The following is a 15,339-nucleotide window of genomic DNA, read 5'->3' on the forward strand; positions in this document are numbered from 1 at the left end:
GGGGAGATCGAACAACTGACCATGCCGAATAACCTGCCTGGAACCGAGGTGCGCTGACGGTGCGCGATCTAGACCCCAGCGTGGACACGACCGAGGACGAGGAAGCCGCGACGTGTCCCTACTGTGGCTCCAGGGACACCGAACGCGAGCACCCGAAGGGCCCCTCGCTGTGTCGCTCGATGCACTTCTGTCACGACTGTGAGCAGCCGTTCGAGCGGTTTTCGTAACGATCGTTCTCACTCGACGTCCGATCGGATTGGGTCGAACGGCGAGCGACACATAGCAGGAAGCCGAGCGAAGTGCGCGGCGGAATAGTGAACTCGAGCAAAGGACAGACGAAGCAACAGTGAATCTCGAGCGAAGGACGAGGGTCCACCTGCCGAGATCCTGACAGACCGTCACGTCGGCGTTCCGTGAACGCCGAGGGCGGTCAGGATCTCGTCGACCAGCCCCTCGTCGTCGGTCCAGAACCCTTCGTAGTAGTCCGTCTGTTCTTGAGCGACGAGTCCACAGGCTTGTAGCTGGTCGAGGCCGCCTTCGAACCCGAGCACCCAGTGGCGCTCCTGGGCTTGCCCGCTGTTCCGATGGTACGTTATCCCCGGGATGTCGGGAGGCGCCCAGTCAGGAGCACCGAAGACGTGGACGTCGAGGGCCGTCGCGGTCGCGAGTTCGCGGTACAGGTCGGCCTGTGATTCGAAGTTCGAGAGCGTTTGAAACCCCACAGCGAGCGTGCCGATCCCGACGCGATACGCACGGTCTTCGATCTCCCGACTGACGGCGAGCAACTGTCGCCGCGATAGCGCCCGAAAGACGGTCTCGTCGAGGACGTCGAACAGCACGCGATACCCCTCCGATACGCCAGGTGACTCACCGGGTCGCGCGATCGGTGGCTCGAGCAACCAGTCCAGTTCTCGCTCCCCGATCGCCCCGACGAACTCACCGTCGGCCTCGATGACGACGAACGGACCCGGACCACCCGAGGGGAGTCGTTCGACGTCGACGTTGACTGCGTGGGTGGCGAACCGGTCCGGGAGGTCTGTCTCTTCGTCCCCGCGATACACGGTGAAGTGGTGGTGTCGGTCTCGAACCCGCTCCAGCAACGAATCGAGTGTCGTCACTGTGGCGATTCAGTGCTGAATCTCCCGGCTAGTAACTCCTCGACCACCGGATCGAGGGATTCGATGCGAACGACGTCACGATCCCTGTCGTAGGCGATCAATCCGACCTCGTCGAGGAGGGGCAGGTGGGAGTGGAAAAGTTCGATGCGGACCTGCTCACGGTCCGCCGCCGTTTGCATCGAGCCACTTTCGGACGCTTGCCACCCAGTAAGTGCAGTAGCGAGTTCCTCGACAGTCCGGACTTCCCCGTCGAGGAGATACGAAAGAAGGCGGCGTCGTTGCTTCGAAGCGAGGGCGCGAAAGATGCGGTCGTCCGAGATTCGCGACGAACTGGACGACCCCATCTCCAGGTCGCCGAGTGCTGACGCTCGTTCGTCGTCCCGCATGATCTATAATTAACAACACGGCTCAATAAACGTTCCGTTGGCCAGCCCCATCTGGGACGTACGTCGTAGCGAGACAGAAGCGGCGGAATTGTCGGGGCCCGGGACGGAGGCCGATCGAACGATGTCGGACGGTGCTGACTGCGCGACGCTTACACCGCAGAACTCCCAGCAAACCGCTCACGCCGGATCGGGCTACTCCAGTTTGACGTGGACGTTCTTCACCTCGGTGTAGGCGTCGATCGCCTCCCGACCTTGCTGGCGGCCGTGGCCGCTCTGCTTGGTGCCGCCGAAGGGCGTCTGGGGCCACGTGTTCGGCGTCTCGTTGACCATGACCATGCCGTAGTCGAGCCTATCGGCGAGCGTGTGGGCCCTGGTCAGGTCGTTCGTCCAGAGGCAGGCGGTCAGACCGTACGGCGAGTCGTTCGCAACCGCGAGGGCCTCGTCCTCGTCGGCCACCTCGATGACGGAGAGGACGGGGCCGAACACCTCCTCGCGAGCGACGGTCATGTCGTTGGTCACGTCCGTGAGGACCGTCGGTTCGACGTAGTGGCCCGCGTCCTTGGACTCGGGGACGCCACCGCCCGCGGCGACCGTCGCGCCCTCCGCTTGCGCCTCCTCGACGTACTCGAGGACCGCGGACTGGCGCTGCTCGCTGACGAGCGGACCCATCCGCCCGTCGTCGTCGATGCCGCCGCCGATGGGGATGCTCTCGGCGATGCCGACCATCCGCTCGACGACTTCCTCGTAGACGTCCTCGTGGGCGAGCACGCGGGAGTTCGCCCAGCACATCTGGCCGGCGTTCATGAAGATGCCGTACTGGATGCCGGTCGTCGCCGCGTCGAGATCGGCGTCGGGGAAGACGAGCGCGGGGCCCTTGCCGCCGAGTTCGAGGGTGACGTCGGTGACGTGCTCGGCGGCGTCGCGCTGGATCGACCGGCCGGTGTCGGTGCCGCCGGTGAAGGTGACGTGGTCGACGTCCTCGTGGCTTGTGAGCGCGCTGCCGGCGTCGTGGCCGTAGCCGGGAATCACGTTCAGGACGCCGTCGGGGAGGTCCGCTGCCTCGGCCGCCTTTGCGTAGTACAGGGCAGACAGCGGCGTCAGTTCCGAGGGCTTGAGTACCACGCTGTTCCCGCAGGCGAGCGCCGGCGCGATCGAGCGGCCGGCGAGCTGGAACGGATAGTTCCAGGGCGAGACGTGCGCCGTGACGCCGACTGGCTCCCGACGGGTGTAGTTCAGCCGGCCGGCCTCGACGGGAATCTCGCTGCCCTCAAGCTTGTCCGTCCAGCCGGCGTAGTACCGGAAGGTGTCCACGACCATCCCGATCTCCATCCCGGCCTCGAACGGCGTCTTGCCGTTGTCGTGGGACTCGACCATCGTGAGTTCGTCCTCGAAGTCCTCGATGGCGTCCGCCATCGCGTGGAGTCGCTCGCGGCGTTCCTCGGGCGCCATCGTCCGCCAGGCCGAGCCCCGCTCGACGGCGGACCGCGCTGCCTCGACCGCCGCGTCCACGTCGTCGGGACCCGCTCGCTGTACCGTCGCGTACGGCTCCTCGGTCGCCGGATCCTCCGTCTCGATCGTCTCGCCGTCGCTCGACGTCGTCCACTCGCCGCCGACGTAACACTCGGTCGGACCGGTGTACTCCATGACGGACGAAACGACGCTCTCCGATTTCTTAATGTTTTATATGAATAGACTGGACAGCGACGACCGAACGTGGGGTCGGACCGACAGCGATGGGCAATCGTCGATCCTGCGTCGCGATCGCTCCGGTCGTCGACGCGCTACTCGCGCTTCTTGATCAGGAACTTCATGTCGCCCTCGAAGACGACGGTGTCCTCCTGATTCCGCACGACCGAATCGAGGACGACGAGGCCCGCGTCGTCGCGGCCGACCTCCTTCGTCTTCGTGACCTCGAAGTCGGCCGAAATCGTGTCGCCGATGTGGACGGGTTCGGGGATGTCCATGTAGTTCATCCCGAGGAACGCGAGCGCGGTCCGCTCGACGATCCCCGTCCGATACACGAACCCCGTCGTGAGGACGAACGTGAGCGGCCCGTGCGCGATGCGCTCGCCGAAGACGTTGTCCTCGGCGTACTCGGCGTTCGTGTGGAGTTCGGTCCAGTCCCCAGTGAGCGCGGAGTGGTTCACGAAGTCCGTCTCCGTGACCGTCCGGCCCACGCTCTCGAACGTCTGGCCCGTCTCGAAGTCCTCGAAGTGGTGTGGCTCGTAGCTGTAGGGCATACCCGCATCATCACGAGCGCACGAAAAATAGGTTCGCCCGACGATAGCGGGCGTCTGTGGCCATCGGACAGCAGATCTGGGCGCTGGCGCCCAGGCCTCGACGCCACCACCGTCGAGCGGGACGCATAGTGGGGCACGGCGGCGAGCCGTCGCATTCTGTCAGGGTCGCTTCGAAACGTCACACCCACCCAGGTGTCCACGACCCTGCTCTCGACCGCAATCGGTTGGACCGTTCTCCGCTACTATTCTTCGTCCTCCTCTTCCTCCTCTTCCTCCTCTTCCTCTTCTTCCTCTTCTTCCTCTTCTTCCTCTTCTTCCTCCTCTTCCTCTTCTTCCTCTTCTTCCTCTTCTTCCTCTTCTTCCACCTCATCATCGTCTTCTTCGTCGTCTTCTTCAGAATGACCCGGCCGGTCTCGTCCTCGATTACGGTCGTCCGACCCACCTTCTTCGGCATGCTCGGGTGGACCCTCTTCCCCAGCGTGGTCAGGTGGACCCTCTTCCCCGGCGTGGTCGGGTGGGCCCTCCTCCTCGGCGTGGTCGGGTGGGCCCTCTTCCCCAGCGTGGTCAGGTGGGCCCTCTTCCCCAGCGTGATCGGGAGGCCCTCTGTTCCCGCGATGGTCGGACGCGTCGCGATCCGAATCGTCCTCGGAGCCACAGCGAGCGGTGGTGATGCGAATCGGCTCGTCCATGTCGAGCGCGATTCGGTCCCCGCCGTCGCTGCCGGAGCAGAACTCCCAGGCAGTGACCGTTCCCTCGTAGTGCTCGCCGTAGAGCGCGGCCGCTTCGTTGAACGCCGGCGCGATCGCGAGATCGAATTCGTCGCCGAGGTTGCCGAAGGCACCGCCGTCCGTCCCCGAGCTACCCCAGGTCCAGTCGATACGGTGTTCGGTGCCGCTCACGTTCCAGTGGTCGTAGTTCTGCGCGGCGATCTCGCCGGTCGCCGGATCGCGATACAGGTCGTCCTTGACCAGCCACTCGCCGTCCTCCGGGAGGCCGGCGAAGCGGAAGGTCACGGAGCCGCCGTCGGGTTCCGTCGCGCTGCCGTGGACGAGGACGAGGCTCAGTCCCTCCGGACCGCGGTACAGGAAGGCGATACTCGTCTTCGCTTCCTGCAAATCCGTGGTTCCCTCGGAGGAGTAGAGCCCGGTCTCTCCCGGGACGGCGCCGTTCTCCTCGGAGACGTAGCGTTCGGGGAGGCGGTACTCGTAGCGCGAGCGGACCGGCCTGTCACCCACGACCGGCTGGATCGGCACGCAGTCGTCGCCCTGGACGAGCGCGTAGTTCGTCTCCTGGTGCTCGTCGCCGGTCGCGCTGGTGCCGATCACGCCGGCGCCGATCCCGGTGCCGATCGCCGTGAGGAGCGTTCGTCGCGTCGGTGCCGCGAACTCGTGTCGACTGGTCATCGCGTCGATGCTCGATACCCGGATAGATTGTTACCCAGTGCTTTCAGCCCCCGTCGGTCGACGGTCGACCGCGGAGTACGCAAGGGCTACGCGACGCCAACATCTATCCCAGTCGTCCGTGAACGATCGGTATGCGCGATGCCTATCTCGTCGGTGCCGGGCAGACGGCCTTCGGGTCGATGCCCAGCGAGAGCTATCGCTCGCTGTTCGCGACCGCGTTCGACCGGGCGATCGACAGCGTTCCAGGCGGTCTCGACCCGCGATCGATCGACGAGGCCGTGATTGGGGCGCTCGGCGTCGGCGGCCGCCAACTCGGCCTCGCCGGTCCCGCAATCACCGAACACCTCGGCCTCCACGGCGTCCCCTGCTCCCGGATCGAGAACGCCTGCGCCGCCTCCGGCTATGCCGTCCGGCAGGCCGTTCAGGCGGTCCAGAGCGGGATGGCCGACGTCGTCCTCGCTGGCGGCGTCGAGGTGATGACCGACCTCAGCGACGACGTGACCAACTACTGGCTCGGCGTCAGCGGCGAGACCGAGTGGGAGCGCCTGACTGGGACGACCTTCGCCGGCGTCTACGCCCAGATGGCCAGCGCGTACCTCGATCGGTACGACGCCACCGCGGAGCACCTCTCGATGGTCGCGGTCAAGAACCACGCCAACGGCGCGAAGAACCCCCACGCCCACCTCGGCTTCGAGTGCTCGCTCGAGGATGCCACCGGCGCACCGACCGTCGCTGAACCGCTGACGCTTTATCACTGCTGTCCGACCTCGGACGGCGCGGCCGCGGTGCTCGTCGCCAGCGAGGACGTCGTCGAGGAGTACACCGCCGACCCGGTCCGGATCGCAGGTGTCGGTGCCGCCAGCGACCGGGTCGGACTGTTCCAGCGCGACACCTACACCGGCATTCCGGCGAGCGAACTGGCCGCGAATCGAGCGTACGAGGCCGCGGGCATCGAACCGGACGACCTCGACGTCGCAGAGGTCCACGACTGCTTCTCGATCGCCGAACTGCTCGCCTACGAGGACCTGGGCCTCTGCGATCGCGGCGAAGCGCACACGCTCCTCGAGGAGGGAACCACCGATCCGGACGGCGCGATCCCTGTGAACACCTCTGGCGGGCTGAAGTCCAAGGGCCACCCGATCGGTGCGACCGGCGCGGGGCAACTCGGCGAGTGCTACCACCAGCTAACCGGCGAGGCCGGCGATCGACAGGTCGAGGACGCCGAGATCGGGCTCGCGCACAACGTCGGCGGAAGCGGTGGCGCAGCCGTCGTCCACGTGCTCGAACGGGAGGGGGCAGCATGAGCGACGGATCGGGGGGACGGACCGATCCAGCGGACCAGCCGGGCCGGGCCGATGCACTTCCATCGATCGCCGCCGTCGGTGCCTACGCGCCTCCACTCCGGATCGACGCCGACGAGATCGAATCCGCGCTCGGACGATTCCAGGCACCTGGCATCGACGAGAAGGCGGTGCCGGAGGCCGACGAGGACGCGCTCACGATGGCGTACGAAGCGGCGCGACGAGCGCTCGACGCTGCGGACGCCGACGGCGACGACGTCGTCCACCTCGCTTTCGCGACGACCACCCCGCCGATGTCGGAGGAGGACCTCACGGCACGACTCGCGAGTTTCCTCGGTGCACCTGGCGAGGTCAGTACCAGGACGTTCACCGGGAGCACACGCGCCGGCGGGCAAGCACTCGACGCAGCCGTCGAGGCAGGACCGTGGAGCGACGGCGTCGGAATCGTAATCGCGAGCGACTGTCCCAACGGCGCACCCGATAGTGCGATCGAGCACGCTGCTGGCGCCGGTGCCGTGGCGCTCGTCCTCGATTTGGACGGGGCAGGCGACGTCGTCGAGCGCGCGTCGCACGTCGATCCCTATCCCGGGACGAGATTTAGAGGCAGGGGCGAGGACGAGACGGAAGCTCTCGGAATCGGCGGATACGACCGAGCCACGTTCACGGACGTCCTCGAAAGCGCGGCAGCGAGGATCGACGTGGACCCCTCGTCGTTCGACGTAGCCGCAGTCCAGGCCCCCAACGGCAAGCTTCCCTACCGGGCGACAGACGCGCTCGGCGTGGACGCCGAAACGATCGCCGCAGTCGAGACGGTGTCCGCCCTCGGCGATACCGGTGCGGCGAGCGCGTTCCTGGGCCTCGCAAGCGCAGCCGAGGACGGTGGAGATCGGGTGCTGCTCGCCACGTGGGGCAGCGGGGCTGGGGCGAATCTGCTCGTGCTCGACGGGATCGGCTCGGTTCCAGTCGAATCGGCGCTGGACGCGAGCGGCGAGTTGACGTATCCCGAGTATCTCAGGCGTCGCGGCGTCCTCTCGAGTGGCGAGCCCGACGGTGGCGGAGCGTACGTCAGCGTGCCCTCGTGGCAGCGAACGATCCCGCAACGGCACCGGCTGGTTGCGGGGGACTGTCCGAACTGCAGTTCGCTCGTCTTCCCACCCGACGGTGCCTGTGCAGAGTGTGGGGAGCGAGCCGAGAGCTACGAGCGAGTGGAACTCCCCGGGACCGGCCGCGTCGAGGCCACCACGACCATCGGACAGGGTGGTGCACCCCCGGAGTTCCTCGACCAGCAACATCGGAGTGGGCCCTACGTCAGCGCGATCGTCGCAATCGACGGCCCAGACGAAGACGACGATCGGTCCGTCAGCGCCCCGATGCAGGTCCTATCCCCGGAGGATCGCGAGGTGACGGTCGGCTCGCCGGTCGAGACGACGATCCGGCGGATCTACGAGCAGGAGGGCGTGATTCGGTACGGTCAGAAAGCCCGGCTGGTCGACTGAGTGACGACCCAGATCCGTACACGGAGGCGGAATCGCGTCCACCGATGTACCGACCGTGTTGTCCGGTAGCGACCAACGTTTTTGCGCACAGGCATCGACGGGCCGTGCATGCACGGTGCAGTGCCCGACGCCCGCTCGGCGCCTCCGATTATCGATGCTGGCTACGACCACCGCGAACCTGGTTCGGGTGGTCGCTGAGATGCCGACCACTGCCGAGCGGCTCGTCGACGATCTGGAGGCGATCGGGGTCGAGTACCTCTTTGGTTTCCCCGGCGGCCGCGTCATCGAACTCCTCGAACACGTGCCCGACTCGGAGCTGACGCTGGTTCGCCCGCGTGACGAGCGCGAGGCCAGCGTAATGGCGGAGGCCTACGGCCGGATCGCCGGTGACCCCGGAGTGTTGACCGGGCAGGGGCCCTGGATCGGGAGCATCGGCGCGATGGGGCAGATGGAGGGGTACCTGGGCTCGTCGCCGATGGTCGTCCTCACCGAAGCCAGCGAGCGCGGCGAGTACTCCACGCTCGCGCCCTACCAACAGGCTCGCGGTGACTACGGCGGGATCGACCTCCCGACGGCGCTCTCTGCGTACACCAAGGAGCACTGGTTCCCCCGATCGCCGACGGAGACGATCAGGACGCTCCAGCTAGCGGTCAAGCACGCGACTGCGGGTCGACCCGGGCCGACGGCGGTGATACTCGACGGCGACGCCGTGACCGCGGAGGTCCCCGGGGATCCGATCCCACCGGTCTGGGACGCCGAGGAGCAGGTCCAGAACTGGACGAGTCGACCTGAGGCAACCGACGTCGAGGCGGCGGCAGCGGCGCTGTCGGCAGCCGAACGGCCGGTGATCGTCGCTGGCAACGGCGTCCACGCCGCCGACGCTTACGAGGAACTCCAGACTGTCGCCGAGGCCGCCGGTGCCGTGGTGACCACGAGCTACCTCGGCAAGTCGACGATCCCGGAGACTCACGACCTCGCGGCTGGCGTCATCGGCTCCTTCGGCCACGAGGGCGCGAACCAGGTCGTCAGCGAGGCCGACGTCCTGCTCGTGGTCGGATCGCGATTGAACCCGATGGACACGAACTGGCAGGCCCCCGAGTTCGTTCGGCCGGACGAGCAGACGATCCTCCACGCCGACGTCGACAGTCGGAACGCCGGCTGGGTGTACCCGGCGGACGTCGGCCTGATCGGCGACGCGGCGTCGACGCTCGCGGATCTCGCGGACGCCCTGGCGGAGCGGTCGGCCGACCAACCGACGGCGGATTCGAGTTCCTGGGCACGGGAGCGAGCGGCGGCGGCCCGCGAATCCTTCAGCGTCCCCGAGTGCGATTCGGACGCCACCCCGATCGCTCCACAGCGAGCTATCGCGGAGATCGACGGCGTCGTCGACGAGGAGACGATCGTCCTCGCCGACTCCGGGAACAACCGCTTCTGGCTGCTCAACTACCTCCAGGCTCCCGCCACCGGCACCTACTACGGCAGCGGCGGCGTCGGCGGCATGGGCTGGTCGGCGCCCGCGGCGATCGCGGCCGGACTGGCGACCGACAGGGACGTGATCGCCGTCGCCGGCGACGGTGGCTTCGGCATGAGCCTCACCGCGGTCGAGACCGCCGTCCAGTACGAGGTGCCCGTGCTGTTCGTCGTCCTGAACGACACCAGCCTCGGGATGGTCCGCCAGATGCAGGGCGACGGCGAGATCGCGGGCGTCGAGTTCGGCGACACGGACTTCGTGGCGGCCGCGGAGGCGTTCGGCGCGACGGGGCGGCGCGTCGTCGACCCCGAGTCCCTCGGCGACGCGCTCGCGGAGGGCAAGGCCGCCGAGGAACCGTGCGTGCTCGACGTCGGGATCGATCGCGAGGCGGACATGGCAGCGTCGCTGCGCTCGTCGTTCTACGAGAGCGTCGGTGGACTCCACGAGTGAGGGTCGCCGCGGCGGGTTCGCCCGTCAGCGTGCCGGCGGAGGCCCCGGACGACCCCCGACGGAGCGATCGGATGCCCGCGCCGGCGGATCGATCCGATGCCCGCGCCGACGGACCGATCGGACGAACCTGTCCATCGCTGCCCAGTGTGCGCCACGGTAGCATTATTGGGTCTCGTGGACGAGTACTCGGCACATGGCGAGCCACACTGTGCTGGTCACCGGCGGAACGGGCTTTCTCGGCTCCTACGTCGCCGAGGACCTCGTCGAGTCGAACCAGGACGTCGTCGCGTTCGACCTCTCGACCGACGACTGGATCCTCTCGAAACTGGGGGTTGCAGAAGACGTCGAGATTCGGCAGGGGGACGTCACTGATCCGACGGAGGTGGTTCGTGCGGTTCGCGAGACGGGCGCAACGCGGATCGTTCACCTCGCAGCGCTGCTGACGAACGCTGCACGCGACGATCCGCGGGCAGCAGCCGAGGTGAACGTCCTCGGGACGAACAACGTGTTCGAGGCCGCGCGGACGCTCGACGATCAGGTCGAACGCGTCGCCTGGGCCTCGAGTGCGGCGATCTACGCGCCGCCGGACCGCTACGACCTCCCCGTCGACGAGGAGGACCTCGTCTATCCGGACACGCTCTACGGCGCGACGAAGGGCTACAACGAGCACCAGGCCCGGGTCTACGCCGAAGAGTACGACCTGTCGCTCGTGGGGCTTCGTCCCACGGTCGCCTACGGCCCCTACCGCGAGACCGGCGGCTCGGCGTTCCTCGCCGACATCGTCGAGAAGCCCGCGCTCGGCGAGTCCTTCAGGGTCGAGTACGGAGACCAGGCGATCGACTGGCAGCACGCCCGCGACATCGCCCAGGCGTTCCGGAAGGCGGCGCTCATCCCGGACGCGGAACTGAGCCAACGGGTCTACAACGTCGCTGGCGAACTCGCGACGATCCGGGAGGCCGTCGAGACGATGCGGGAAATCATCCCGGACGCCGATCTGACGGTCTCCGACGAGGGCGAACTCCCCTGGACCCAGGACCTCGACGACGGGGACGCGAAGCGAGATCTCGGCTACCGGGTCGAGTACGGCCTGGAGCGAGGGTTCCGCCAGTACGCGAACGCGCTCCGAGCCGACGCGGGGATGGAGTTGCTATGACGAAGGTTGGATCACCGCACCGCACGCCCCGGCACACGAATACTGCACCCACTGACCCCTGATGCCAATGTACGACCGCAACTTCATGGAGGGAACCCGCGGCACGATGGCCGTGGACTGGGAGGAGCGCATCGACGTCCAGCGACTCCGCAGGGAGCGATACGAGCGAGCACTGGAGCGTCTCCGGGACTCGGACCTCGAATCGATGCTCCTCATCGACGACCCGAACGTCCGCTACGTGACCGGCCTCGCGATGACCGGCGGGAGCGGGGCCGACCACTACACCCTGCTCACGACCGACGGGGACGTCGTCCACTGGGACACCGCCGACCACGCGTCGAACCAGCGCTTCAACTGCCCGTGGCTGGGCGACGTTCGGTACGCCTGTCCTGGCCTCGGCAACGTCCCGAGAGCCTCCGGGAGCGCCACTGCTCGCCGGTGGCTCCGCGAGCAGATGGCCGAGACGGTTCACGAGGCGATGTCCGAGTACGGCGTCGCCGACGATCCGCTGGGGATCGACGTGGCACACGCCGGGTTGGTCGCTGCATTCGAGGATCGAGGCGTCACCGTCGACACCGAGGCAGCCAGCGAGGCGATGCTCGACGCTCGGAAGACGAAGACCCGCGACGAGATCGAGTGTCTCCGGCAGGTCGCGTCGATCTGCGAGGCCGGTTTCCAGGCCATCGTCGAGAACGCCCGGCCCGGTCGCCGCGAGTCCGAGGTCTGGGGCGACGCGGTCCGGGAACTCTGGCGCCACGGCGCGATGGTCCAGGGCGGCTACCTGACCTCCGGGCCCAACACCTGGCCGAAGCACCAGGCCAACACCACCGATCGCGCGATCCGACCGGGCGACCTCGTCTACGCCGACTTCTACAACGTCGGTTACCTCGGCTATCGCTCCTGTTACTACCGCACGTTCAGCGTGGGCGAACCGACGGCCGCCCAGGAGAAGGCCTACGAACGCGCTCGCGACGACCTCTACGACGTCCTCGAGCGCATCGAACCCGGAGCGACGACCGACGAGATTTGCGAGGGCTTCCCCGACATGGAAGGTGAGCACGCCGGGTGGTACGACGCCGACGAGCACTGGCAACTCACGACGAACCACTGGGCCCACGGGCTCGGTCTCCAGCTCTACGAACCGCCGCTGATCTGGCGCGGCGTCTCGCCCGATCACCCCATCGAGATCGAGGAGGGCATGACGATGGCCGTCGAGACCCAGCAGCCCGCGGATCGCCAGGGCGTCCGCGTCGAGGAGATGGTCGTCGTCCGCGAGAACGGCGTCGAGATCCTGAGCCAGTGGCCGGTCGAGGAGATCACCCAGATCGATCACCTCGGGTAGCTGTCCAGCAGGGAGGCCCTCGCCATTCGAGGGCCGCCACACCAGCACTCCCCTACAGTTTTGCAGGAGGGTCCCGTGCGTTCACCAGTGACCGCAGTCGACGTGCGTCTCGAACCCGCTACGGACGACGAAGCACTGGCGTACGTGGAGGGGCTCCTCGCAGAGAACGACCTCCCGACGTCGGACGTCCAGGAGAAGCAGGACTGCTTCTCCGTCGCGTACGCGGACGGCGACCGCGTCGGGATCGGCGGCGTGGAGCGATACGGTCCGAACGGGCTCCTGCGCTCCGTCGTCGTGGCTGCGACCGCCCGCGGTCGTGGCGTCGGGACGGCGCTGTGCGACGAACTCGAGGCGCAGGCACGCGAGGCGGGCGTCGAACGGCTCTACCTGCTCACGACGACGGCAGCCGAGTTCTTCGCGGCGCGCGGGTACGAGACGATCGAGCGGAGCGACGCGCGGGCCGCGATCCGCGACAGCGCGGAGTTCGCGGAACTCTGTCCCGACGCGGCGACGTGCATGGAGACCGTCCTCGGGAGCGGGACGGCGGTGGACGACAGAGCGGGCTAGTTGGAACCGGGAAGGCCGACCGGACTGGGTGGGCGAGACCGACCGTGACTGGCCGAACTCGACCGTCACTGACCGGGACTGGACGTGGCGGCGCCCCCGGACCAGCCCGGCGATTAAGTCGGCGCGCTACGCAGCCCCGGTATGCACCTCGGCACGGGCCTGTTCACCTGCCAGAAGCGCCCCGACGACGACCGCACGACGGCCGAGATCTACGACGAGATGCTCGACCTGGCTGGCGTCGCGGACGACGCGGGCCTGGACAGCGTCTGGGTTTCCGAACATCACTTCCAGTCCGACGACTACCTCTCGGGAGTGACGCCCGCGCTCGGTGCGCTCGCCGCAGCCACCGACTCGATCGAGATCGGGCCGTGTATCGCCCTCGCGCCGCTGTACGACTCGGTGCGGCTCGCGGAGGACGTGGCGACGATCGACCAGCTCTCCGGCGGCCGCGCAACCCTCGGGCTGGCGATCGGATCGAACCCGCGGGAGTTCGAGGAGTTCGGCGTTCCGAAAGACGAGCGCGTCGATCGCCTCGAAGACGCGGTCGCCGTCTGCCGGACCGCGTGGTCCGACGGCCCGCTGGAGTATGACGCCGAGTTCCACGACGTATCCGAGGAGGTCGACGTCACTCCGAAGCCGGCCCACGACGTGCCGGTCATGCTCGGTGGCGCCGCGAAGCCGGCCGTCCGACGAGCGGCCAGGATCGGCGACGCATGGTGTGCGCCCTCCGCGCTCTCCGTCGAGGGGGTCGCAAAGCGGGTGACGGACATCGAGTCGGTTCGCGAGGAGGAGGAGGGGATCGAGGGCGAGTTCGACGTCTACGTCATCGTCCACGGCTTCGTCGGCGACTCGCGCGAGGAGGCCTGGAACGCCATGCGACCGGGGTACTTCTACCTGCAGCGACGGTACCAGGAGATCTTCTCTGGCGAGCCAGTCGACGAACTCGATCCCGATCGCAAGCAGGAATTGAAGCAGCAGGCGATCTGCGGGACGCCCGAACAGGTCACCGAGGACCTCGAATCATACCGCGAGGCCGCAGGCGACGACGTCCACGTCATCTTCCGGGCCTACCATCCCGGCATCGGCACCGAGCGGATGGCCGAGTGCGTCCGCAGACTGGGGACCGAGGTCCGGCCGAAACTCGATTGAACCGACCATCGACGACGCTGGCTAAATCTGACCGCACGGGTGGGACTGGAAGGGGCCGACCGCTCGCGTGCGCTACCGAAGCAAGTACCGCAGCCGACCGAAGGGAGGAGAGGAGCACAGCGAGGTAGCGTGCGCGAGCGGTCGGGGGCTTCCAGGGCGGCTGCGTAGCGTCGGCGGTTGTGATCCGATGTACCTCAGTGCCCAACCAACGTTTTTGCCATCCCACTCCGACCACACGTCCATGGACGTCGACACGTTCTTCGAGGAGATGCCCTTCGCCGATCTGCTCGGCGTCGAAGTCACCGAGGTCGCCGACGGGCACGCCGAAGGGCGGATCGAGATGCGCCCGGAGCTATCCTGGAGCGACGAGACGGTCATGGCCCACGGCGGCGTCACGTTCACGCTCGCGGACACGATCGGCGGCGCGGCGCTCGTCTCGCTCGTCGACCAGCCGGTGCCGACGATCGACATGCGCATCGACTACCTCGAAGCGGGAACCGGCGACCTGCGCGCGGAGGCCGAAGTCGTGCGCTGCGGCGACGACGTGGGTGTCGTCGATGTCGACGTCTACGCGGTCGAGGGCGACGCACACGTCGCCGACGCGCGCGGCGTCTACAAGACGGGGTAACGCGGACTGGAGAACCAGCGACCCGAACGACCGCTCTCTCACTTCGACGTCTGCGAGTACTCGTCGATCCACTCCTCGAGCGTGATCCCCATCGTCGCCTGCGTGATGGCGTTCGATGACGCGGCGTTGGCCTCCTTCACGAGTTCGGCCTCCAGCGTCCGCTTCGGAATCTCGCCGATCACGTGGGGGATCGCCCGCTGGACCGCAATCGGACAGCCGACCTCGTGGGCCAGCGCGTAGCTCGACAGGGAGTGCGGAATCACGTCGCCGGCGTAGGTTGGATCCGGATCGAGCAGCCGGTCATCGTCGACGAACTCGGTGTACTCGTAGCACTTGCCGACGTCGTGAAGCAACGCCGCGGCGAGCACGGTGTCGAGGTCCGGATCGGCACCGTGGAGCGTCCGCTGCTGGGCGGCGAGTTCGACGGCGATGGTGGCCACGCCGTGGACGTGTTCGACCGTGCTCACCTCGTCGATATTCCAGGCGTAGGGGATGTCCGCGATATCACGCCAGCCCCCGCGGTCGAGTCCGAGCACCCAGGCCTCGACGATCCGATCCCGGAGGTCGTCGCGCTCAACCGAGTCCAGCGTCGGGAACGCGTCGCGTACCTGGGATTCGAAGTCGGGCACCGCAGA

The 15,339-nt window shown here is 67.5% G+C and carries 15 protein-coding genes; 9 read left to right on the forward strand and 6 right to left on the reverse strand.

Annotated elements, in window-relative coordinates; all coding sequences use genetic code 11:
- Positions 1–59 precede the first annotated feature (59 nt).
- Positions 60–227, forward strand: coding sequence for a 1,2-phenylacetyl-CoA epoxidase subunit PaaE (paaE, locus tag L593_RS15830; RefSeq protein ID WP_187292633.1), 168 nt, complete (start codon positions 60–62; stop codon positions 225–227).
- Between the two features lie 171 nt (positions 228–398).
- Here the strand turns inward: paaE and L593_RS02425 are convergent, their stop codons facing one another.
- The 5 genes from L593_RS02425 to L593_RS15835 form a co-directional block, all read right to left on the reverse strand.
- Positions 399–1,118: a DICT sensory domain-containing protein gene (locus tag L593_RS02425; RefSeq protein WP_020445329.1), complete on the reverse strand. Its 720-nt coding sequence runs from the start codon at positions 1,116–1,118 to the stop codon at positions 399–401.
- The gene (locus tag L593_RS02430) at positions 1,115–1,504 is read right to left on the reverse strand and encodes a helix-turn-helix domain-containing protein (RefSeq protein WP_020445330.1); all 390 of its coding nucleotides are present in this window, start codon (positions 1,502–1,504) and stop codon (positions 1,115–1,117) included. Before L593_RS02430 ends, L593_RS02425 begins: the two co-directional genes overlap by 4 nt.
- Before the next feature lie 192 nt (positions 1,505–1,696).
- Positions 1,697–3,148 (reverse strand): aldehyde dehydrogenase, encoded by a 1,452-nt coding sequence (locus tag L593_RS02435; protein ID WP_020445331.1) that lies wholly within the window; start codon positions 3,146–3,148, stop codon positions 1,697–1,699.
- Between the two features lie 137 nt (positions 3,149–3,285).
- Positions 3,286–3,744: a MaoC/PaaZ C-terminal domain-containing protein gene (locus tag L593_RS02440; RefSeq protein ID WP_020445332.1), complete on the reverse strand. Its 459-nt coding sequence runs from the start codon at positions 3,742–3,744 to the stop codon at positions 3,286–3,288.
- A gap of 242 nt (positions 3,745–3,986) precedes the next feature.
- Positions 3,987–5,147: a collagen-like protein gene (locus L593_RS15835; RefSeq protein ID WP_020445333.1), complete on the reverse strand. Its 1,161-nt coding sequence runs from the start codon at positions 5,145–5,147 to the stop codon at positions 3,987–3,989.
- Between the two features lie 131 nt (positions 5,148–5,278).
- On the opposite strand from L593_RS15835, the gene L593_RS02450 reads away from it, so the two are divergent.
- The 8 genes from L593_RS02450 (at position 5,279) to L593_RS02485 (ending at position 14,704) form a co-directional block, all read left to right on the forward strand.
- Positions 5,279–6,451, forward strand: coding sequence for a thiolase domain-containing protein (locus L593_RS02450; RefSeq protein ID WP_020445334.1), 1,173 nt, complete (start codon positions 5,279–5,281; stop codon positions 6,449–6,451).
- Positions 6,448–7,944, forward strand: coding sequence for a zinc ribbon domain-containing protein (locus L593_RS02455; protein WP_020445335.1), 1,497 nt, complete (start codon positions 6,448–6,450; stop codon positions 7,942–7,944). Before L593_RS02450 ends, L593_RS02455 begins: the two co-directional genes overlap by 4 nt.
- Before the next feature lie 199 nt (positions 7,945–8,143).
- Positions 8,144–9,865: a thiamine pyrophosphate-binding protein gene (locus L593_RS02460; protein WP_020445336.1), complete on the forward strand. Its 1,722-nt coding sequence runs from the start codon at positions 8,144–8,146 to the stop codon at positions 9,863–9,865.
- A 193-nt stretch (positions 9,866–10,058) separates the two neighbouring features.
- Positions 10,059–11,018 carry an NAD(P)-dependent oxidoreductase gene (locus tag L593_RS02465; RefSeq protein WP_020445337.1) on the forward strand — a complete coding sequence of 320 codons (960 nt, stop codon included), beginning with the start codon at positions 10,059–10,061 and terminating at the stop codon, positions 11,016–11,018.
- A 67-nt stretch (positions 11,019–11,085) separates the two neighbouring features.
- Positions 11,086–12,360 (forward strand): Xaa-Pro peptidase family protein, encoded by a 1,275-nt coding sequence (locus L593_RS02470; RefSeq protein ID WP_187292634.1) that lies wholly within the window; start codon positions 11,086–11,088, stop codon positions 12,358–12,360.
- A gap of 87 nt (positions 12,361–12,447) precedes the next feature.
- Positions 12,448–12,927, forward strand: coding sequence for an arsenic resistance N-acetyltransferase ArsN2 (arsN2, locus tag L593_RS02475; RefSeq protein WP_020445339.1), 480 nt, complete (start codon positions 12,448–12,450; stop codon positions 12,925–12,927).
- A 141-nt stretch (positions 12,928–13,068) separates the two neighbouring features.
- Positions 13,069–14,076 carry an LLM class flavin-dependent oxidoreductase gene (locus L593_RS02480; RefSeq protein ID WP_020445340.1) on the forward strand — a complete coding sequence of 336 codons (1,008 nt, stop codon included), beginning with the start codon at positions 13,069–13,071 and terminating at the stop codon, positions 14,074–14,076.
- 241 nt (positions 14,077–14,317) lie between these two features.
- Positions 14,318–14,704 carry a PaaI family thioesterase gene (locus L593_RS02485; RefSeq protein ID WP_020445341.1) on the forward strand — a complete coding sequence of 129 codons (387 nt, stop codon included), beginning with the start codon at positions 14,318–14,320 and terminating at the stop codon, positions 14,702–14,704.
- A gap of 38 nt (positions 14,705–14,742) precedes the next feature.
- Here the strand turns inward: L593_RS02485 and L593_RS02490 are convergent, their stop codons facing one another.
- Positions 14,743–15,333, reverse strand: a complete 591-nt coding sequence (locus tag L593_RS02490; protein WP_020445342.1) for an HD domain-containing protein — start codon at positions 15,331–15,333, stop codon at positions 14,743–14,745.
- Between the last annotated feature and the right edge of the window lie 6 nt (positions 15,334–15,339).

This window comes from Salinarchaeum sp. Harcht-Bsk1 (genome assembly GCF_000403645.1).
Lineage (GTDB): Archaea > Halobacteriota > Halobacteria > Halobacteriales > Salinarchaeaceae > Salinarchaeum.